The organism is Rhizobium favelukesii, from assembly GCF_000577275.2.
Lineage (GTDB): Bacteria > Pseudomonadota > Alphaproteobacteria > Rhizobiales > Rhizobiaceae > Rhizobium > Rhizobium favelukesii.
Map to the genome: position 1 here is coordinate 538829 of NZ_HG916852.1, position 19898 is coordinate 558726.

The window sequence follows — 19898 nt, forward strand, 5'->3', positions numbered from 1 at the left end:
GCCTCGCGGCCGATTGCCGTCGGGGCCGTTGTCGGCGCGAAGCGGCCAGGGAGCCTCATCCATAGCCACGATCGAGGTTGGCCGAAGCGGCTCGTGTGCATGAGAGTGTCCCGCTGCGCGAGCCGCGGGAGCACTCGATGTCGGTCGCTGTTACTTGGTGAGCTTCGCCAGCGCTGCAACGAGCCCCTGCGTCGAGGAATCGTGGCCGGAAGGGCTTTCCTTACCTTCCACGACGGGCAGCAGGCCGGTCGCCAGTTCCTTGCCGAGCTCGACGCCCCATTGGTCGAAAGAGTTGATGCGGAAGAGCACGCCTTCAACAAAGACGCGGTGTTCGTAGAGAGCGATCAGGCGGCCAAGCGCATAGGGCGTCAGCTTATCGTAAACGAAGGTGATCGACGGACGGTTGCCTGTGAAGACGCGGTGCGGCGCGATGAAGTCCGCTTTCTTGTCGTCCATGCCCTTATCGGTCAGCTGCTTCTTCGCTTCCTCGAAGGTGCGGCCTTTCATAAGCGCCTCGGACTGGGCGAGCACATTTGCCATCAGAAGCTGGTGCTGGTGGCGCAGATTTGGCTCGAAAGCGTTTGCCGCGATCATGAACTCGGCCGGGATGACGCTGGTGCCCTGGTGGATCAGCTGGTAGAAGGCGTGCTGGCCGTTGGTGCCTGGCTCGCCCCAGACGACCGGGCCGGAATTGCCCTCGACCGGCGTACCGTCGACCGTCACGCCCTTGCCGTTCGATTCCATGTCAAGCTGCTGCAGGTAGGCCGGGAAGCGCGACAGGCGCTGGTCGTAGGGCAGGATCGCGCGGGTCGAATAGCCGAGCACATTGCGATGATAGAAGCCGATCAGACCGAGCAGCATGGGCAGGTTCTTGGCAATTGGCGCCTGACGGAAGTGATTGTCGACAGCATGCGCGCCGTCGAGGAACTTGCCGAAATTTTCCGGCCCGACAGCGATCATCAGCGGCAGGCCGATCGCCGACCAGATCGAGTAGCGGCCGCCGACCCAATCCCAGAAGCCGAAGACGCGTTCGCTCCCGATGCCGAAGGCGGCGACCTTGTCGAGTGCCGTCGAAACGGCAGCGAAATGATGCTGGACGGCCGCCTCGCCGAGCGCGTCGGCAATGAACTTGCGCGCCGTCTGCGCGTTGGTCATCGTTTCCACGGTCGTGAATGTCTTGGAGGCGACGATGAAAAGCGTCGTTTCAGGCTGAACGAGCTTCAGCGTGTCGGCGATATGGGCGCCGTCGATGTTGGAAACGAAGTGCGCGCGGGGGCCATCATGGAAAGGCGCCAACGCCAGCGTCGCCATGACGGGGCCGAGGTCGGAACCGCCGATGCCAATGTTGATGACGTCGGTGATCGCCTTGCCGGTCGCCCCCTTCAGGCTGCCCGAACGGATTCCGTCGGCAAACTTGCCCATGGCGGCAAGCACGGCATTGACGTCAGGCATGACATCCTTGCCATCGACGATAACGGGCGTATTGGAGCGGTTGCGCAGCGCGGTGTGCAGGACGGCGCGGCTTTCCGTGAAGTTGATCGCCTTGCCGGAGAACATCTCGTCACGCTTGGCTTCGACGCCGCCCGTTTCGGCGAGCTTGACCAGCAGGGCCAGGATATCGTCGTTCACGGACGTCTTGGAATAGTCCATCAACAGGTCGTCGAGTGACACGCTGAAGCGCGAGAAACGCTGCGGGTCGGCGACGAAGGCGGCGCGCAGATCCGTTGCCTTGGAGGCGGTCGCCGTGCTCTTCAATTGTTCGACGATGGCATTCATGGGAGGCTCCTTTTCAGGGCGAGAGGGTCGCGGAAACTATTCGCTTTGTAGGGCGCAAATCAAGTTCGGCGACGTGTCGAAGCGCAAAAAAGCCACCCGCGGCGGCGGATGGCCCGTAATTTCACGCAACCGTCAAAATCAGCCGCGCAGATCCTTGCGCAGGATCTTTCCGACCGGCGTCTTCGGCAGTTCGGTGCGGAATTCCACGAAGCGCGGCCGCTTGTAGTTGGTGAGGTTTGCTGCGCAATGGGCCTTCACGTCCGCCTCCGTCAATGCCGGATCCTTGCGCACCACGAAGAGCTTGACCGCCTCGCCGGAATGGCCGTCGGCAATGCCGACGGCTGCCGCTTCGAGAATGCCTGGATGCATTGCCGCCACTTCCTCGATCTCGTTCGGATAGACGTTGAAGCCCGACACGAGGATCATGTCCTTCTTGCGGTCGACGATCTTGGTGTAGCCGCGCGCATCCACGAAGCCCATGTCGCCGGTGCGGAAATAGCCGTCCGGCGTCATCACCCGCGCCGTCTCCTCCGGCTTGTTCCAGTAGCCGGCCATCACCTGCGGACCGCGGATGCAAATCTCTCCTATGTCGCCAAGCGGCAGCGAGTTGCCGTCCTCGTCGCGAATATCAAGTTCGGTGGACGGGATCGGCAGCCCGATCGAGCCGGTGAACTCCGCCGAATCGAAGCGGTTTGCCGTTGCCACCGGCGATGTCTCAGAGAGACCATAGCCTTCGGTAATATGCGAGCCGGTGATCTTCAGCCAGCGCTCCGCAACCGGCCGCTGTACCGCCATACCGCCGCCAAGCGACATCACCATGGAGGAGAAGTCGACCTTGGCGAAATCGGCATTGTTCATCAACGCGTTGAAGAGCGTGTTGAGGCCGGGGAATATGTGGACCTTGACCTTCCCGAACTCCTTGACCAGCGCCGGAATATCGCGTGGGTTGGCGACGAGGATGTTGTGGGCGCCGAGCGACATGCCCATCAGCGAATTCACTGTCAGCGCGAAGATATGGTAGAGCGGCAACGCGCAGAGGAAATTCAGCACCTCGGGGCGCGGCTTCCCGTCAAAGGCCGATTGCAGCCAGAGTTCAAGCTGCAGCTTGTTGGACAGCAGATTCTTGTGCGTGAGCACCGCGCCCTTGGCGATGCCCGTCGTGCCACCAGTGTATTGCAGGAAGGCGATATCGTCACCCTTGAGGCCTGCGGGCTTCAGGGCCTTACTCGCGCCTTCGCCCAGCACCTGCTTGAAGGTCTTATGCTGCGGGATGGACCAGGAGGGAACGAGCTTCTTCACCTTGCGCACGAGCAGATTGACGATCAGACCCTTGGCGCCCAGCATTTCGCCGAGTGAGGTGACGACGACATGGCGCACGTCGGTCTTGACCAACACCTGCTCCACCGTGCGCGCGAAATTCTCCAGCACGAAGATCGCCTTGGCGCCGGAGTCCCGCAACTGATGTTCGAGTTCGCGCGGCGTGTAGAGCGGATTGACGTTCACCGCGACAAAGCCGGCGCGCAGGATGCCGTAGACGGCGACCGGGTTCTGCAGCACGTTCGGCATCATGACGGCGACACGGTCGCCCTTCTCGAGGCCGAGGGCCTGAAGCCATGCCGCGATCTTGCGCGTCTGGTGTTCAAGCTCGCCGTAGGTCAGCGTCCTGCCCATGCTGGAGAAGGCGGTGCGATTGGCATAGCGCGCGCAGGATTTCTCAAGCAGTTCCGCCAATGATTCGTATTCCAGCGGGGGAAGCTGCGCCGGCACGCTGTCAGGATAGGTGGCAAGCCAGGGTTTTTCGGGCTTCGCACCGCCTGGATGGACGGAAATGCTGTTCATCTTGTCTCTCTCCCTCTCGCTGCCGGCCGGTCCCACCGGCAAGCCGATTGGACGATCCTCCATCTTCCAACACGGCAGCTTATGTCATCGCCTGAATGGTTCAAGCTGAGATTAGAGTTACACTAACCTTGACGTAAACGTCAATATTGCCGTGTCGATGATGAGGTTCATTGAATCGGGAACCTTGAGTTCAGGGCGGCGTTGTCAAACCGTGGACCAACCACGAGGAAACAAGAAGGAGGTGCACGATGCTGCACCAGGACGCCGACAACACGCGCCGTGACCCGAATGTGAAGGATACGCCGACGTTGATTGCCAGCGACCGCGTGGAAGGGACCCGCGTATATGGCGCCGATGGCAAGCATATCGGCTCGATTGAACGGTTGATCCTCGGCAAGCAGGATGGCCGCGTTGCCTACGCCGTGCTCGAGTTCGGCGGCTTCATGGGCATCGGCCACGATCACTATCCGCTGCCGTGGGAAAAGCTGACCTACGATACCCAGCTTGACGGCTACCGCATCGACCCGACCAAGGAGCAGATCGAAGGCGCGCCGAGCTATGCGGATGATGACGACACCTGGTACAACGATAATGGCCGCCGAGTTTATGACTATTATGGCGTGCCACCCTACTGGATGTAACGTCGTCCGCATACGCGCGGTCCATTGATCGCGGGTACATGCGCTGCGCCACAAGAACTCTTTGGGCGCGGGGCGTGGTAAAACGACTTGGATGGGCCCCGTCGCAGACGGGGCCTTTTCAGTTTGCGTTGACGAGATCGTTGGCCGACCGCAGTACAATGCCGATGGTGATATCGCCCGCCGACAGCGGGTTTGCGGTCTGCAGCTGGAACACGTGGCTTTCGCCAGGCAGCAGCGTCACCAGCATGGAATCGACGACAGCAGTCGGGTCGAGACGATCCGCCATCAGGCAGAGATCCTTCAGGAACGTTTCGGCTGTTACCTTCACCGCATAACCACCCACGCTGGGGCTCGTCTCGACCGACAGTTTCGGCTGCGGAAGCTTGAGGTCGACATCCTCCACGAAATAGTGGAACGCACGCCGGTCGAGCATCTGCACGACGATGACCTCGCTGTCAGCATTGCCCGGCGTTGCGATATCAGCCGGTAGCGGAAATTCCTTTGCCTCGAAGCGGGCGCAGAGCTGCCGCCAGAACTCGAATTCGGCAAGCACCGTTCCGTCCAGCCGCAGGCGATTGCCTGATATCTTCGCCCGCCAGAACAGCGTCCGCTCGTTGACGGCTACGGCCGCCAGTCCGCCGGCGTGTGGCTGGATCGTGAGGAGCCGCGGGTCGAAAGCCTGCTGCATGGCGTACCAGAGCGGCTTGCGGCGTCCGGCCGAATCGAGTGCCGCCCAGGAGGTCACCGGCCAGCAATCATTGAACTGCCAGACGACGGCGCCCTTGCAGACGGCGCGGTGCGAGCGCATGTGCTCGATCGCGAAACGGATGGCGCGCGCCTGGTTGAGCTGCGTGGCGAAGTGCCAGTCATCCATGGTCTGTGGGACCGGAAGATGCCCGGCAAGGCCGCGGATCAGCTTGTCGTTGCCCTGGGTCGCCTTCTGATGGTGGAAGACGCCATTCGAGGTCGGCGTGAGCGGCGCGTCATGCACACTTTCCTCGATCGTCGCCCAGTTTGGCGGCGCCTGCCAGCCGAACTCCGAGCAGAAGCGCGGTATGTAGTTGCGATAGACCTCGTAGCCGACATCGTTCCACACGTCCCAGATGTGCTTGCACCCATGCTCGTCGGCATTGGGATCGATCTCCATCGTGCCGGAATAGGGGCTACCGGGATAGTATGGCCGATCGGGGTCGAGCCCTGCGCAAAGCTTCGGCAGAATGTCGAGATAATAGCCGAGCCCCCAGCTCTCGCCCTCCTTGATGATCGGTCGCCAGCCCCACTCGTCGAAGCCCCAGATATTCTCGTTGTTGCCGTTCCAGACGATCAGCGACGGGTGTGGCATCAGGCGCACGACGTTGTCGCGCACCTCCGCCTCGACCTCGCTGCGCAGCGGCTCTTCCTCGGGGTAGGAGGCGCAGGCGAAAAGGAAATCCTGCCAGACGAGCATGCCGGCGCGGTCGCAGGCCTCGTAGAACTCGTCGCGTTCGAAGATGCCGCCGCCCCAGACGCGCAGCAGATTGACGTTGGCCTTCTTGGCTTCCTCGATCCGGGATGCATAGCGCTCCGCCGTGACGCGAGAGGGAAAGCAGTCGTCCGGAATCCAATTGGCGCCGCAGAGGAAGAGCGGAACATCGTTGATAACGAAAGTGAAGGCGGAGCCGTGCTCGTCGGGTGCGGTATCGAGCCTGACGGAGCGGAAGCCGATCTCCTTGACGTAGGCATCGAGTAAGTCATCGCTTACGCTATCACGCAATTCGATCCGCAGCGCATAGAGCGGTTGCGCACCAAGATGATGCGGCCACCAGATCTGCGGTGCAGGAACGGTCAGCTGGAACTCGACTTCGTCCGATCCCTCCACGAGCTCGGCAACATGGCTGATGCCGGCAATGCTTGCGACGAGCCTTGCACCCACGCCGTCTTGCCGCTCGATGCGCGCGCGAACCGTCACACGCCCGTCGCCGCCAGCCAGCGTTGTCGAAACCCGCGTCTCCGCGAGCCTCGCTTGGTTCCAGCTTTCCAGCCGCACAGGCTTCCAGACACCCGCCGTCACCAGCGTCGGCCCCCAGTCCCAGCCGAAGTTGCAGGCCATCTTGCGCATCAGATTGCCGGGGCCGGGATAGTTGTTCGGCCGGTAGCCGTAATGCGCTTCCATCTCTGCGCCATAGGCATAGGCGGAGCGGAAGGTCACAACGAGCTCGTTCGAGCCTCGTTTCAGCCGCTCCGAGACATCGAAGCGATAGGTGCGGTGCATATTGGAGGTGCGGCCGAGTTCCTCGCCGTTCAGCGCGATCGTCGCGACCGTATCAAGACCGTCGAACACCAGCTCGCGGACTTTTCCGGCGTCCGGCGATGCATCGAAGACGCAGCGGTAACTCCAGTCTTGCTTCCCGACCCAGTCGTTGGTGATCTCGTTGACGTCGAGATAAGGATCTGGGATCAGCCGGTTGGCCAGAAGGTCGAGATGCACGCAGCCCGGCACTTTGGCCGGAATTTCGGTTGGCAGGTCGTGTCGGCCTGCAACGTTGCAGATAAGAGTCCAGCCCCGGTTCAGTTCGATCTTTTCGATCATGGGGAACTCTTAGAGGTAGCGGCCGTGGCGCTGCAGGACTTCGATCTTGTAGCCGTCAGGATCGGTGATGAAGAAGAACAGCGCCAAGAGCTTGCCGTCGCGATTGAGCTCGACGATCTTGCCGGGGTTCAATCCCGCTTCCGTCAGATGCTTGTGCTCGACTTCGACTTCCTGGACGGAGAGAGCAAGATGCCCATAGCCGTTGCCAAGATCGTAGGGCTCGGTGCGCCCCTTGTTGACCGTCAGCTCCAGCTCGAAGCCGGTCTCGTCATTGCTCATGTAGATCAGCGTGAAGGTGTCGAAGTCGATGCGATCGGCGACTTTGAGGCCGAAGACCTTGCCGTAGAACTCGACGGAGCGCGCCTCGTCGAGAACGCGGATCATGGAGTGAATCATCTTGGCCAAGGCTGCCTCCCATTGCCGATATCAAGGCAGTCTTGGTAGCCGCCGCCTCATGCCGGGCGCAAGCCAATTCTTTGCGTGATCGCTTTTTCGATAAGCCCCAGCGCATCATAGATCAGCACCGCCATCAGGCCGACGATCAGACCGCCTTGCAGGATGAAGGCGGTGTTGTCGGAGATCAGTCCGGCAATGATGACTTCGCCAAGCCCCTTGGCCGCCACCGTCGAGCCGATCGTCGCGGTGCCGATGTTGATGACCGTCGCAACCTTTAAGCCCTCCAGAATCAGCGGCAGGGCGAGCGGCAGTTCCACCCGAAAGAGCCGCTGCGTGCCATTCATTCCCATGCCGTCGGCGGCATCCAGCACGGAGGGAGAGACTTGCTTCAGGCCGGAGACAGTATTCTCGAAGATCGGCAGCAGGCCATAGAGAAAGAGGGCGATCAATGTCGGTCCGGCACCGAATCCGGTCGCCGGCACGGCCAAGGCGAGCACCGCGACTGGCGGGAAGGTCTGGCCGGCATTGGCGATCGCCCGCGACAACGGCAGGAAGTCTTCGCCGCTCTTGCGGGTAACGAAAATGCCGCCGAGGATCGCGAGGACCGCGCTGCCCGCGATCGAGATCGCCACAAGGAAGAGATGCGAAGCGGCAAGCTGAGGAAGGCTGTTTTGCGTGTAGACGACCGGCGCATTGTTGCTCGTCAACGGCACCAGCAGAAAGGACAGCCACTCTGTCCTGAACAGCAGGATCAGGAGCAATAGCAGAGCGCCAACACGGAATAGGTTCGCAAAGACGAGCTTCATGCCTTGCGGCCCAGCTCGAGCAGCCGTGTCATCGAGATCGAGCCGACCGGCGCCTTGTCGGCGTCCTGGACGGCGGCTTCGCCGACCCCTTGCCAGATCATCTCGGCCAGAGCATCGCGCAGGCTGAGCGATTGCGGCAATGCGTAGGCCAGACCCGACTTTGCCGGCTCCATGCTTTCCTTCAGCGGCAGCAGCGACATCAGTTTCAGCGCCCGGTCGGAGGTGCCGGTCAGTTGCTGCACGAAGGGGTCGGCCGGTTCGGTCAGGATTTTCTCCGGTGTCGAGCATTGCAGCAGCTTGCCGGCGCTCATGACGGCGATCTGGTTGCCGAGGTGGAAGGCCTCGTCCATATCGTGCGTGACAAGGACCACCGTCGTGCCGAATTGTTTCTGGATCGCGAGGAGATCGTCTTGCGCCTTGCCGCGGATGACAGGATCGAGCGCGCCGAACGGCTCGTCCATCAGCAGCAGTTCCGGCTCCGCCGCCAGCGCTCGCGCAACGCCGACGCGCTGCTGCTGGCCGCCGGAAAGCTGGTGCGGATACTTTTCGGCAAAGGTCGCCGGATCGAGGTTGAAGAGGCCAAGCAGTTCTTCGACGCGGCTGTTGATCTTTGTCGTGTCCCAGCCGAGAAGCTGCGGCACCGTGGCGATATTCTGTGCGACTGTCCGATGCGGAAAGAGACCGTGGCCCTGGATGGCGTAGCCGATCTTGCGGCGAAGTTCCGTCACCGGCACGTCCATGATGTTCTGGCCGCCAACAAAAATCTCACCCGCTGTGATCGGCACGAGACGGTTGATCATCCGCATCAGCGTCGATTTACCCGAGCCCGAGGTGCCGACAATGACGGTGATCGAGCCTTTCTCGACATCCATCGAGACATTGTCGACGACGGTTGCCGCGCCGTAGCGCTTGGTAACGTTCCTGATCTCGATCATGCTCATGCGGCGGATCCCCGTATGCTGTCGATGACCGCATCGAGGATGACGGCCGAAGAGAAGGCGAAGAAAACGGTCGGCACGGCGCCGAGCAGAACGAGGTCCATGGCCGTCTGACCAAGCCCCTGGAAGATGAAGATACCGAACCCGCCGCCACCGATCAGCGCCGCCACCGTTACCAGGCCGATCGCCTGCACAAGGACGATGCGGATGCCCGTGAGAATGACGGGAAAGGCAAGCGGCAGGTCGATGCCGGTGAGGACCTGTCGGCGCGTTAATCCCATCCCCGCGGCGGCATCGCGGACTGAGGGATCAACACCCTGAAGACCGACGACCGTGTTGGCAACGATCGGCAGTAGCGAATAGAGGATGAGCGCGATCAGCGCCGGCGCAGCGCCGATGCCGCGAATGCCAATGGAGGCTGCAGCAGGAACGTGCGTCGCGAGATAGCCGAGCGGCAGCATCAGGATACCGAAAAGCGCAAGGCTCGGGATCGTCTGGATCAGGCTCAGTGCCTGCAAGACGGCAGCGCGCAGTTTTGGTACCCAGAAACAGATGATGCCGAGCGGCAGGGCGATGACGACGGCGATCGCCAGCGAGCCGAGTGCCAGAAGCAGATGGGTCACCGCCTCGGTCCAGAATTGCGCGGACCGGGTCGCGAATTCCTTCATGATCGAGAGATTGTCGAGCAGACCCGAGGTGAGGAAGATGCCGAGCAGGCCGGTGTAGGCGGCAAGGGCTGCGATCCGCATCCACGGGGTAAGCCTGATCTTTACGAGCGCGTCCGAGATGATGAGGCCGATGACCGCGAACAGCACCCAGAATCCGCCGCCAGGCGTCATGCGTGCGGCATTGCTGTTCGGCGGTGTGAATGCTGCAGCCGCAAGCCCGATCGTCGCAAGCAGCGCCGCAAAGCAGAGGGTCGCAATCACCAGCCGCAGCAGCGCATTTTGCAGAAATAGAACGGACAGAGCGGTGACGATGAGGAGGATTGTCAGGATGACGGCGGACGGCTGGTCCAGAAGCTGCATCAGCAGCATGGGCTTTCCGGCGGCGATGCGGTTTGCCTTCACATAGATGAAAGGCAGGAGCGCAGTTGCGACGACACCGGCCGTCACAAGCACCACGCCGAGCCGGTCCAGCTTGCGGACCGCTAAGGTTTCTTCCATCGATCCATCCCTGTCCGGTCAGAAAGGCTGCTCCGCCCGCGGGCAGGGCGGAGCTTCGGGCGACGAGATTACTTCAGGAAGCCTTTTTCCTTCAGGTAGCCCTCAGCAACGGACTTCGCCGGTTCGCCATCCACCTGGATCTTGCCGTTCAGCTTGCGCAGTTCATCGGCGCTCAGGCTCTTGAAGATTGGTGCAAGGACTTCCTCGATCTTCGGGTTTGCCTTCAGCACTTCCTCGCGAATGATCGCGGTCGGCGCATAGACCTGCTGCACGTTCTTGTCGTCTTCGAGAACCGTCAGCTCGGCGGCCTGAATTGCGCCGTCCGTGCCATAGACCATGGCGGTGTTGGCACCGTTCGTCTGGTCGGCTGCCGCCTTGATGGTAGCGGCCGTGTCACCGCCCGACAGAACGATTTCCTGATCCGGCTTCAGCGCGAAGCCATAGGTCGTCTGGAACGCCGGAAGCGCGCCGGCCGAGTTGACGAACTCGGCGGAAGCCACAAGCTTGGCAGCGCCGCCACCGGCGACCCACTTGCCGAAATCGGACATGGTCTTCAGGTTGTTCGGACCGGCGACGTCGTTGCGTACGGCGAGCGCCCAGGTGTTGTTGGCCGGAGATGGAGTCAGCCAGACGATCTTGTTGGCGTCGTAGTCGAGCTTCTTCGCAAGCTCGTAGCCCTGCTCGAGGTTCTTCCAGGCTGCGTCATCAGCCTTGTTGAAGAAGAAGCCGGCATTGCCGGTATATTCCGGATAGATGTCGATCTCGCCGGCGGTGATCGCCTTGCGAAGAACCGGCGTCGTGCCGAGCGCAACGCGGTCCTGCGTCTTGATGCCGCTTGCATTGAGCGCCAGCACGATCACGTTGCCGAGCAGCGTGCCCTCAGTATCGATCTTCGATGAAACGACGACGTCTGCAGCGTGGGCCGCGCCTGCCGCAAAAGCGGAGAGCGAAACGGCAAGAGCGAATTTCTTCAGCATGGATTGTCCCCTTGATTTACACCGTTTGACTGCATGGAAAGCCCCGGCGGAAGGCTCCCACGTATAAAATACCGGCGAAAGCAGCCCCGCTGCGATCATGCCGGAAATACGTGCGTGATGGAAATAGCGTTCGCGTTCAAAAAATCGATGCAAGCCTCTCCAGTTTTGCGGTCGCGGCGTGATTATGGCGGTGAATGCAAACGCTTGCGCGAAAATGCATTTCCTTTTCCATCGCCGCCGCGATTTGTTTTTGTTCCCTTGGGCGTTTCCGCAGATGTCCGGTGCTCTTTTGTGGTTCTACTGCCACGCCCGGTTTTGTTCTTGGCAAGAACGATAGCCTTCTGATTTCGCGACAGGGATATCTTTTTTGGCGAACACATCATATCGTTCGATTTTTCATATCGTTACGGAGAAAGCGGTTGCAGCTCGGCACGTTGTTTGTTGCTAGTCACGTGCTCTCGTCCGGCTCGGTCAGAGAAACGGCACGAAACCTTTCACTTTCGGCATCGACCGTCTCGACGGCAGTCCGCAACCTTGAGACCGAATTGGCGCTCAAACTGACCGAGCGCAGTTCCGGCGAGCTTGCGACGTTGCTTGCCAGCGACGACGTGCGTGAAAAGCTCCGGCCGATTGTGCAGTCGGCCGAGGCGCTGGCGGGATGGATGGGAACTGACAGGCCATCGCGCCTGCCGTTCAAGATCGCCACCATGGAGCGTTTTCTCGAGGTCGCCGATCAGGGCAGCATCAACCGTGCGGCGCGGCGGCTGAAGCTTGGTCAGCCGCAGCTTTCGCTTCAGATCGCGACTTTGGAGAAGGCGCTGGGTCATCGCCTGTTCGAGCGGCAGGCTCAAGGCTCTGCGCTGACCGAGCAGGGCAACCAGGTCTATGCCATCTTCCAGGCAATCGCTCAGGGATGGAATGAACTGAAGGCATCCGCCGACGAGCGCTATCAGCGCACGGCGCGGGCGCTGCGCATCGGTTCGATCATTCCAACGGGATCGGAAAGTTGGGTTGCGCGATGCCTTGGCGCGCTCGTCGCCGAATGGAATGCCGGCCGCAATAAGAACGCGATCTCGCTGGTGTTGATGACCGCGGATGATTTGCGCGAAGCCCTCAAAGCTGGCCGTATCGATGTTGCAATTCTCGATTCCGTCTTCGGCCTTGAGCGTTTCCAGCACCGCGAACTGCTGCAGACGAATATGGTTCTTATCGCGCCGCCGCAGAGCCGCGAGCGGACGGTGGCCGAACTTGTCGAAAGGCACGCGATCTGCACGCCGAGTTCGCGCACCGGTCTCGGACACGCCACGATGTCGCTGAGCCATGAGCGCACCAACAATCGCCGATACCGAAACCAGGATATCACGGCCGCCGACTCGCTACCGGTCATCGTCGACCTTGTCGCCAACCACGGCTACATCTCGTTTCTCGGCCGCGTCAGCGCCATGCCTATTGCGGGCAAGGTTCGGATCGTCGAGCTCGACGAGTATATTCCGATGTCCTATCACATCGCCTTCAACCATCGGAAAGCCTCAGCGGATGCAAGCGCCATGATCCTCGACGCCGTCGCCAAAATAATTGCCGAGCCCGTCGCGCAAGAGACTGCCTTCGCTTAAAGAGACAGTGGCGGAGAAGGAGATTCGAGCGTGGCCGTTTTGCTGGAAGTATGCGTGGACAGCCCACAGGGCCTTGCGGCTGCAATCTTGGGCGGCGCCGGTCGCATCGAACTCTGCTCGGCTCTGGAGCTTGGTGGACTGACGCCGCTTGCAGGGCTCATGAAGGCTGCTTCCGCAGCACCTATTCCCGTCTATGCGATGATCCGGCCGCATCCCGGGCCCTTCGTATTCGATGCGGCTGACGAGGAGGCGATGACGGCCGATATCGATGCCGTGCGCGCCTTTGGCCTCGCCGGAGTTGTCATCGGCGCCAATCGCGTGGACGGCACATTGGATATGCCTCTGATCAGCCGGCTAAAGGCTCGCGCCGAGGGACTTGGATCGACCTTCCACCGGGCCTTCGACCTCGTCCCGGATGCCGATGCGGCGCTGGAACAGGCGATCGAGCTTGGCTGCGAGCGCATCCTGACATCAGGTTGCGTGCCGAAGGCAATCGACGGCCTCGAGACGTTGAGCCGTCTTTCCAGCAAGGCGGCTGGCCGTATCTCGATCATGCCCGGCAGTGGCTTAAGACCGGGCAACGTCGCCGATATACTGCGAGCCACAGGGGCGAGCGAGGTTCACGCCTCTTGCAGCTCACGGGTCGACAGCATCGATCCACGGGCCGTTGCCTTCGGCTTCGAAGCAGCGACGACGAGCCGGACGGATGCTGACGTCGTCCGTCAGATGCGGGCGGCGATCGAGGCCATTTAGGCGCTGACCTTGATAACAGCTTTGATCAGACCACTTTTTTCGTGCGCCCAGCGTGCCAAGTCGCGCGGTGCATCCGCCAGGGTCGTTCGGTGAGTGATCAACTGTTCGACGGGCACGAGGCCCTTGGCCATCGAATCCGCGACATGTTCGAAATCGACGCGGGTCGCATTGCGGCTGCCGACCACCATCATTTCGCGCTTATGAAACTCCGGGTCGGAAAACCGGATGTCGTCTTTCACGACGCTGACCAGAACCAGCGCGCCGCCATGGGCGACGAAGCCGAAGGCCTTCTCCATCGAGGGGCCATAGCCGGTGGCATCGAAGACGACGTCGAAACCATCGCCACCGGTTTTGGCCTTGACTGCCTCGGAAGTATTTTCGTCGGCAACGATGCCCGAAGAAAAGCCAAACCGATCGGCAGCCATCTGCAACCGCTCCCGGCTGGTGTCGAGCAGTGTCACGTCATGCCCGGCAATCCGCGAGAAGATCACGGCCCCGAGCCCGATCGGACCTGCACCGATGACGAGTGAGCGTGATCCGGTCGGCGCCATCGAACGGCGAACGGCATGGGCGCCGATTGCCAGGAACTCGGTCGTCGCTGCGGCCTCCAGGCTCACGCCCTTTGCTGCATAGAGATTGCCAGCCGGCACCGTGATCTCATCACAAAAAGCTCCGTCGGTGTGCACGCCGAGTACCTTGATGTCTATGCAGCAATTCGGCTTGCCCTGGCGGCAGGCGACGCAGTTGCCGCACGAAAGATAGGGGTTGACGATGACAGGCGTGCCAACTGCCATGGCGACGCCGTCACCGGCTTCCAGAACCGTCGCCGAGATCTCGTGCCCCATCACGCGCGGATATTCGAGGAACGGATGCTTGCCCTCGAAGATGTGGTAGTCAGTGCCACAGATGCCGACATGGCTGACCGCAAGGCGGACCCAGCCGGCTGACGGCGTGCCGGGGGAAAGGCGCTCCACGAGTTCGAGGACGCCGGGTTCTTGGCAGAGCACTGCTTTCATGATGGTCTCGCATTCCTGAAGTTGAAGAAGCCAGCCTCTGGGCCGGCTTCGTGTCCCCACGCCGGGCTTACGGGTTGCGGCGGCGGCGCAGCTGATCGAAGTAGACGATCACGATGATCAGCAGACCGGTGATGATGCGCTGCCAGAACGAGTTGACGTTGAGCAGGTTCGCACCGTTGTTGATGGTCGCCAGAATAAAGGCGCCGATGAGCGGCCCGTGAACCGAACCGACAGCGCCGAACAGGCTGGTGCCGCCGATCACTGAGGAGGCGATCGCCTGCAGCTCCCATCCGTCCGCCTGCGTCGCATTACCGATCGCGATGCGCGAGGCAAGCAGAACGCCGACGAACGCAGCGAACGTCGCCGAGAGAATGTAGGCGAGATAGATGATGCCGTTCACCCGGACGCCCGACAGGCGGGCGGCTTCGCGGTTCGAGCCGACGGCAAAGAGATAGCGCCCCCAACGGCTCAGATGCAGGAAGACGTAGGAGGGGACTGCGACCAGAATGACCATCCAGAACAGGCTAGGCACGCCGAGAAAATCGGCGCGAGCAAAGTTGGTGAAGGGCTCGTTGATGATATTGATCGTGGAACCGTTGGTGATCAAAAGCCCGATGCCGCGCAGCGACGTGAGTGTCGCCAGCGTGATGATAAAGGGCGGCAGTCCCATCTTGACGATGCCGAAGCCATGGAACGCGCCGATGGCGACGCCGATCATCAGTGTTATCAGGATGGACGCCCAGACCGGCACGCCCGCCTGCAGCAGCCAGGCGAGGATGACGCTGGTGAAGCCGACGATCGCGCCGACCGAAAGGTCGATGCCTGCGGTGATGATCACGAAGGTCTGGCCGAGCGCCAGGATCGCCGTCATTGCGCCTTGGCGCAACAGGTTGGAGATGTTCAGCGGCGTCCAGAAGCTGGCGGTCACGAAGCCGAGTAGAATCCAGAGGAAGGCCAGCAGACCGATAAGGGTCAGGCCGAAGAGGATGTTCACTTTCCGGCGCGGCGGCGCAGCGATTTCGGTCGGGGCTACGGTCATTGGTTCTCTCTCCCTCTTGTTCTTTTAGACGCCGATCGCTTCGCTGAGCACTTCTTCGTGCGTTGCCGCGTGGAAGTCGTGACTGGCGACAAGCTGGCCACGACGGAAAACGTGCAACCTGTCGGCAAGTTCGTAAACCTCCGGCAGATAGGACGAGATCAGGATGATCCCGGCCCCCTGCTTCAGAAGCTTGGCAAACAGCCGGTAGATTTCCGCCTTCGTGCCAACGTCGACGCCCACGGTCGGTTCATCGAAGATAAAGAGGCGTGCGCCGTAGCTCAGCCACTTGCCGATAACGACCTTCTGCTGATTGCCGCCCGACATCGCGGAAACGAGGACGCGCCGGCTTGGCGTCTTGATCGAAAGGTCTCGGATCTGCTGGTCGGCGTTCTGCGATTCCTCCCTGTGGCTGATAACCGGGCCCTTACTCATCCGCTTGAAGACGGGGAGATTGATGTTCAACCCGATCGGCAGGTTGAGGCAAAGACCCTGGTCGCGGCGGCTCTCCGGCGCCAGCGCAATCCCGAGCTCCATCGCCGTGCGCTCGTTTTTGATATCGACCTTCCTGCCCATCCAGTGGATCTCACCGGCCGTTGTCTTTTCCCGGCCGAAAAGGCCCAGCGCGAATTCGCTTCGTCCCGCACCGATCAGGCCGTAAAGGCCGACGATCTGCCCGGCCTTTACCGAGAGCGACACGTTCTCGAAGCCAGGCCCGGAAAGGCCCTGCACGTCGAGGATCGTTTCTCCGATCGGGATCTCTTCCTTGTGATAGATCTGCTCGATCGAGCGGTTGATCATGAGGGCGATCAGCTCGGCCTCGTTCGTCTCGCCGATGGCGCGCGTGCCGACATGCGTGCCGTCGCGCAGCACTGAGACACGATCCGCGAGCTCGAACACTTCCTCCATGCGGTGGCTGATGTAGACGATCGTCACGCCTTCGCCCTGAAGGCGACGGATCAGCTTGAAAAGTTGCGCCGATTCCTGACGCGTGAGGTAAGCGGTCGGTTCGTCGAAGATCAGAAACTGGGTGCCGCGCATCGCCGCACGCGCCGTCGCGACGAGCTGCTGCTGGCCGATCGTCAGATCGGCGAGCGGGATGCCGGCCGGTAGCCCGAAGCCGAGATCGTCGAGCACGGCTTGCGCCATCTTCTCCATCTCTCGCTTGCGCATCAGGCCATATTGATTGACCTCGTCGCCAAGGAAGAGGTTGGCCGCGACCGTCAGATGCGGGCAGAGCACCACTTCCTGGTGGACGGCGTTGATGCCGCGCACGATCGCCTCATTTGGCGTCGCCAGGGCGACGGGATGACCGCACCATAAAATCTCGCCTGCCGTTCTGGTGATAACGCCGGTCAGCAGCTTGATCAGCGTCGACTTGCCAGCGCCGTTCTCACCGACGATCGCATGAATCTCGCCGGCCAGGAACGTCACCGTCGCCGGTTTCAGCGCCTGCACGTAGCCGTAATTCTTCTGCAATCCCTTGAGTTCGAGGATCGGGGCGCCCGCGGGAATGCGGTTTGCCTCCGTCAGTGTGGCGCTGTCATCGTGGCGATGACTGACCTCTTCCAGGCTCATTGGCGCGTCTCCTCCTCGCGAATTGCCGTCTTTCCACCGGCCGTCCGCGCTCCTGATGCGGACGATAACACAGGTGAAGCAAAGGCCGCGCGGGATTTGTCTCGCGCGGCCACCGTCACATGACTTACTTGATCTTCGGGTTCAGCAGAGCGTCGATCTTCGGGTCGCTCATGTTCGCCTTCGTGACCAGGTTGGCGCCCGTATCGACCTTCTCTTCGACCTTCTCACCCTTGGATACGGCGAGTGCCGTCTTCACGCCGTCATAGCCCATGCGATAGGGATCTTGAACAACAAGACCGGCAAGCGAGCCGTCCTTGAGGAAGCCAACCGTCTTGCCGTCGCTGTCGAAGGCGATGACCTTGATCTTCTCGCCGAGCTTGTTTTCCGCAATCGCTTGGCCGACACCCTGTCCCAAGATGAGGTTCGAGGCGAAAACACCCACAAGGTTAGGATTGGCCGTGATCAGATCGGTCATCATGTTGAGGCCGGTTGTCGCCTGGCCATCACCGTATTTGTCGGCAATGACCTTAAGGCCGGGATGCTTCGTCTTCACTTGATCCAGGAAACCTTCGCGGCGCTGCTCGAGCGAGCCGACGCCGGGAAGGTTGGTGAGGATGACGACTTCGCCCTCTTCCTTTCCGGTCATTTCCTTGACGGCCGCGGCAAGGCCGTCGGCTGCGATGCGCCCGCCCTGAACGTTGTCGGTCGTCAGGAACGACTTAAACGCCTGGGAGTCCGCACCCGAGTCGATGCCGATGATCGGAACGGACTTGGCGGCTTCATCGATCGGCTTGCCGAGCGCCTTGAACTCCGTCGGCGAGATCACGATTGCAGCCGGCTTGCCGGCAACCGCGTTCTCAAGAATGCTGATCTGGCCGTTAATGTCGGATTCGGCCTGTGCACCGAGTTCCGGCACCTTGACGCCGAGATCCTTGCCGGCAGCGCGGGCGCCGGCCAAAACGATCTGCCAGTAGAAGGACGTCGTGTCCTTGACAATAATCGGGATCGTCACGTCAGCCGCGAACGACGTCATCGGCATTGCGGTGGCGATGACGGCGGCGCCCGCGAGAGCCGTGAAGGCTCGGCGGGAGAGAATGGATTTCATGCGCATGTAGTTCTCCTCCAAGATGCGTTCTCCTCCTGACAAACCGTACCGCTGAACGCATGCGGACGATTTTTATCGATAAAAAACATTTACCACGAGAAGCTAGCCGAGCGAAAGTCAAATTGCAAGTAGCTTGGCAGGCTCAATTGACGTTTCTTCGTTCGCCGCAAGTGGTTGTTTTTACGTTTATTCAACCGCAGTCTGAAGTTCTATCAACCGCGATATACTTCATACGGGTGAACAACGCCTTTCTTCAAAATCAAGTTGCCGTAGAGCCGGAATTCGGTCGTCGCCACGATATAGGCAGCCGTGCGAGCGCGCTCGTAAAAGGCAAAGCGTTCGAGGGAGGCGATCCTGAAGTCGCCAGCCCGCCTCGCCACGATTTCCTGAAATTCGGCACAAACTTCGGGCACGGCCTTGGGATCGCCGACCACCTCCATGCGCCACGCCGTTTCCGGCACGAACGTATCGAGCGGAAAATGTGTCAGGATGGCCTCGGCCATGTCGGTCGCGCTGACGCCGTCGGCGCGAATGACCTCCGGTCCCATCGTGCTCGACGGGAAATTGGCGTCGGCAATGACGATGTCGTCGCCATGCCCCATGCGGGCGATCGCGCGCAGCAGGTCGGGATTGAGGATGGGATGGATACCTTTGAGCATGGTCGGTCCTTAAACACGCACGGCGTCTTCGCCGAGCGGCGGCGCGACGAGCGTCAGAGCTTCGAATTCCGGGAAGATGGAGTCTGGCAAGGCCGGCTCGAAAAGCTCCATGTTGCGCTGCAGGCTCGATGCCTTGGCCGTGCCGATCAGCACGGACGCGACGAGCGAATCGCGGAGCGGAAATTGCAGGGCAGGGGCGGCCAGCGGCACACCGTGCTTAACGGCAATCTTTTCCATGCTCGCGACCTTGGCGAGCACTTCATCTGTCGCGGGCATGTAGTCGAAATGCGAGCCGGGCACGGGTCCGGTTGCAAGGATGCCCGAATTGAAGACGCCGCCGACCACGAGCGATGTGCCCTTCTTCCTGCAGAGCGGCAGCAGCTCAGCAACCGCCGACCGATCGAGTAGGGTGTAGCGACCGGCCACCAGGATGCAGTCGATGTCGGCATTGCGCATCACGTCGAGGCAGACCGGGACCTCGTTGACACCGAGCCCGAAGGCCTTGATCGCACCGGAGGATTTCAGCTCCTCCAACGCCTTGATACCGCTATCCAGGAATTGCTTCTGAAGGACGGCGTTCTTCGCCCCGCCATGCGTATACCCACCGATATCATGCACATAGAGGATATCGATCCGGTTCAGTCCAAGACGGGCGTAGCTGAACTCCACCGAACGCATGATGCCATCGTAGGAATAGTCGTAGTCGGCATCGAAGGAGAGCGGATCGACATAGCTGTAGTCTGGAACCGTCCCCGTCGCTACTGGGCGCAGCAGCCGGCCAACTTTGGTCGAGAGCACCCACTCCCTCTCCGGCTTGTCGCGCAGGAAGTCGCCGAAGCGACGCTCGGCAAGGCCGAGGCCGTACCACGGCGCGACATCGAAGTAGCGAATGCCGCTGTCCCATGCAGCCTCCAGCGTCCCCATGGCCTGCTCGCGCGGGCAGGCGCGGTACAGGCCGCCGAGAGCGGCGCCACCGAAGCTCACTTCGGTCACCTCCAGCTCAGTCCTGCCGATTCTCCTCGTCCTCATC

The 19898-nt window shown here is 61.3% G+C and carries 17 protein-coding genes; 3 read left to right on the top strand and 14 right to left on the bottom strand.

Annotated features, from left to right (window positions below; translation table 11 throughout):
- Positions 1-150: 150 nt before the first annotated feature.
- A complete protein-coding gene (gene pgi / locus LPU83_RS40985) occupies positions 151-1776 on the bottom strand; it encodes a glucose-6-phosphate isomerase (RefSeq protein ID WP_024316716.1) in 1626 nt (541 codons plus the stop codon).
- Positions 1777-1914: 138 nt separating this feature from the next.
- The gene (locus LPU83_RS40990) at positions 1915-3615 is read right to left on the bottom strand and encodes a long-chain fatty acid--CoA ligase (protein ID WP_024316715.1); all 1701 of its coding nucleotides are present in this window, start codon (positions 3613-3615) and stop codon (positions 1915-1917) included.
- Between the two features lie 248 nt (positions 3616-3863).
- On the opposite strand from LPU83_RS40990, the gene LPU83_RS40995 reads away from it, so the two are divergent.
- Positions 3864-4256 carry a PRC-barrel domain-containing protein gene (locus tag LPU83_RS40995; RefSeq protein WP_024316714.1) on the top strand — a complete coding sequence of 131 codons (393 nt, stop codon included), beginning with the start codon at positions 3864-3866 and terminating at the stop codon, positions 4254-4256.
- Between the two features lie 118 nt (positions 4257-4374).
- On the opposite strand, the gene LPU83_RS41000 is transcribed toward LPU83_RS40995, so the two are convergent.
- The 6 genes from LPU83_RS41000 to osmF all read right to left on the bottom strand — a co-directional run bounded on the left by LPU83_RS41000 (position 4375) and on the right by osmF (position 11108).
- Positions 4375-6825 (bottom strand): glycoside hydrolase family 2 protein, encoded by a 2451-nt coding sequence (locus tag LPU83_RS41000; protein WP_024316713.1) that lies wholly within the window; start codon positions 6823-6825, stop codon positions 4375-4377.
- A 9-nt stretch (positions 6826-6834) separates the two neighbouring features.
- Positions 6835-7230: a VOC family protein gene (locus LPU83_RS41005; protein ID WP_024316712.1), complete on the bottom strand. Its 396-nt coding sequence runs from the start codon at positions 7228-7230 to the stop codon at positions 6835-6837.
- A gap of 47 nt (positions 7231-7277) precedes the next feature.
- Entirely contained in the window at positions 7278-8027 is a 750-nt protein-coding gene (locus LPU83_RS41010) for an ABC transporter permease (RefSeq protein ID WP_024316711.1), read from the bottom strand.
- Positions 8024-8968, bottom strand: coding sequence for an ABC transporter ATP-binding protein (locus LPU83_RS41015; RefSeq protein WP_024316710.1), 945 nt, complete (start codon positions 8966-8968; stop codon positions 8024-8026). Before LPU83_RS41015 ends, LPU83_RS41010 begins: the two co-directional genes overlap by 4 nt.
- Positions 8965-10131 (bottom strand): ABC transporter permease, encoded by a 1167-nt coding sequence (locus tag LPU83_RS41020; RefSeq protein WP_024316709.1) that lies wholly within the window; start codon positions 10129-10131, stop codon positions 8965-8967. The genes LPU83_RS41015 and LPU83_RS41020 overlap by 4 nt, the downstream gene beginning before the upstream one ends.
- A 68-nt stretch (positions 10132-10199) precedes the next feature.
- On the bottom strand, positions 10200-11108 hold the full coding sequence (osmF, locus tag LPU83_RS41025; RefSeq protein ID WP_024316708.1) for a glycine betaine ABC transporter substrate-binding protein OsmF: 909 nt from the start codon (positions 11106-11108) through the stop codon (positions 10200-10202).
- Between the two features lie 419 nt (positions 11109-11527).
- On the opposite strand from osmF, the gene LPU83_RS41030 reads away from it, so the two are divergent.
- Positions 11528-12721, top strand: coding sequence for a LysR family transcriptional regulator (locus LPU83_RS41030; RefSeq protein WP_024316707.1), 1194 nt, complete (start codon positions 11528-11530; stop codon positions 12719-12721).
- Between the two features lie 30 nt (positions 12722-12751).
- The gene (locus LPU83_RS41035; RefSeq protein ID WP_024316706.1) at positions 12752-13474 is read left to right on the top strand and encodes a copper homeostasis protein CutC; all 723 of its coding nucleotides are present in this window, start codon (positions 12752-12754) and stop codon (positions 13472-13474) included.
- On the opposite strand, the gene LPU83_RS41040 is transcribed toward LPU83_RS41035, so the two are convergent.
- The 6 genes from LPU83_RS41040 to LPU83_RS41065 form a co-directional block, all read right to left on the bottom strand.
- A complete protein-coding gene (locus LPU83_RS41040) occupies positions 13471-14490 on the bottom strand; it encodes a zinc-binding alcohol dehydrogenase family protein (protein WP_024316705.1) in 1020 nt (339 codons plus the stop codon). The two genes, LPU83_RS41035 and LPU83_RS41040, sit on opposite strands and share 4 nt — an antisense overlap.
- A gap of 67 nt (positions 14491-14557) precedes the next feature.
- Complete coding sequence (locus LPU83_RS41045; RefSeq protein WP_024316704.1) at positions 14558-15529, bottom strand: ABC transporter permease; 972 nt, start codon at positions 15527-15529, stop codon at positions 14558-14560.
- Positions 15530-15553: 24 nt separating this feature from the next.
- Complete coding sequence (locus LPU83_RS41050; RefSeq protein WP_024316703.1) at positions 15554-17104, bottom strand: sugar ABC transporter ATP-binding protein; 1551 nt, start codon at positions 17102-17104, stop codon at positions 15554-15556.
- Positions 17105-17228: 124 nt separating this feature from the next.
- A complete protein-coding gene (locus LPU83_RS41055; RefSeq protein WP_024316702.1) occupies positions 17229-18215 on the bottom strand; it encodes an ABC transporter substrate-binding protein in 987 nt (328 codons plus the stop codon).
- Between the two features lie 206 nt (positions 18216-18421).
- Positions 18422-18868, bottom strand: a complete 447-nt coding sequence (locus LPU83_RS41060; protein WP_024316701.1) for an RbsD/FucU family protein — start codon at positions 18866-18868, stop codon at positions 18422-18424.
- Positions 18869-18877: 9 nt separating this feature from the next.
- A complete protein-coding gene (locus LPU83_RS41065) occupies positions 18878-19897 on the bottom strand; it encodes an aldo/keto reductase (protein WP_024316700.1) in 1020 nt (339 codons plus the stop codon).
- Position 19898: the final 1 nt, after the last annotated feature.

Coding starts and splice junctions, on each gene's coding strand:
- LPU83_RS41010 (WP_024316711.1), bottom strand. CDS start 8,027: ATGAAGCTCGTCTTTGCGAACCTATTCCGTGTTGGCGCTCTGCTATTG.
- LPU83_RS40990 (WP_024316715.1), bottom strand. CDS start 3,615: ATGAACAGCATTTCCGTCCATCCAGGCGGTGCGAAGCCCGAAAAACCC.
- LPU83_RS41020 (WP_024316709.1), bottom strand. CDS start 10,131: ATGGAAGAAACCTTAGCGGTCCGCAAGCTGGACCGGCTCGGCGTGGTG.
- LPU83_RS40995 (WP_024316714.1), top strand. CDS start 3,864: ATGCTGCACCAGGACGCCGACAACACGCGCCGTGACCCGAATGTGAAG.
- LPU83_RS41040 (WP_024316705.1), bottom strand. CDS start 14,490: ATGAAAGCAGTGCTCTGCCAAGAACCCGGCGTCCTCGAACTCGTGGAG.
- LPU83_RS41065 (WP_024316700.1), bottom strand. CDS start 19,897: ATGAGGACGAGGAGAATCGGCAGGACTGAGCTGGAGGTGACCGAAGTG.
- pgi (WP_024316716.1), bottom strand. CDS start 1,776: ATGAATGCCATCGTCGAACAATTGAAGAGCACGGCGACCGCCTCCAAG.
- LPU83_RS41000 (WP_024316713.1), bottom strand. CDS start 6,825: ATGATCGAAAAGATCGAACTGAACCGGGGCTGGACTCTTATCTGCAAC.
- LPU83_RS41060 (WP_024316701.1), bottom strand. CDS start 18,868: ATGCTCAAAGGTATCCATCCCATCCTCAATCCCGACCTGCTGCGCGCG.
- osmF (WP_024316708.1), bottom strand. CDS start 11,108: ATGCTGAAGAAATTCGCTCTTGCCGTTTCGCTCTCCGCTTTTGCGGCA.
- LPU83_RS41055 (WP_024316702.1), bottom strand. CDS start 18,215: ATGCGCATGAAATCCATTCTCTCCCGCCGAGCCTTCACGGCTCTCGCG.
- LPU83_RS41045 (WP_024316704.1), bottom strand. CDS start 15,529: ATGACCGTAGCCCCGACCGAAATCGCTGCGCCGCCGCGCCGGAAAGTG.
- LPU83_RS41050 (WP_024316703.1), bottom strand. CDS start 17,104: ATGAGCCTGGAAGAGGTCAGTCATCGCCACGATGACAGCGCCACACTG.
- LPU83_RS41015 (WP_024316710.1), bottom strand. CDS start 8,968: ATGAGCATGATCGAGATCAGGAACGTTACCAAGCGCTACGGCGCGGCA.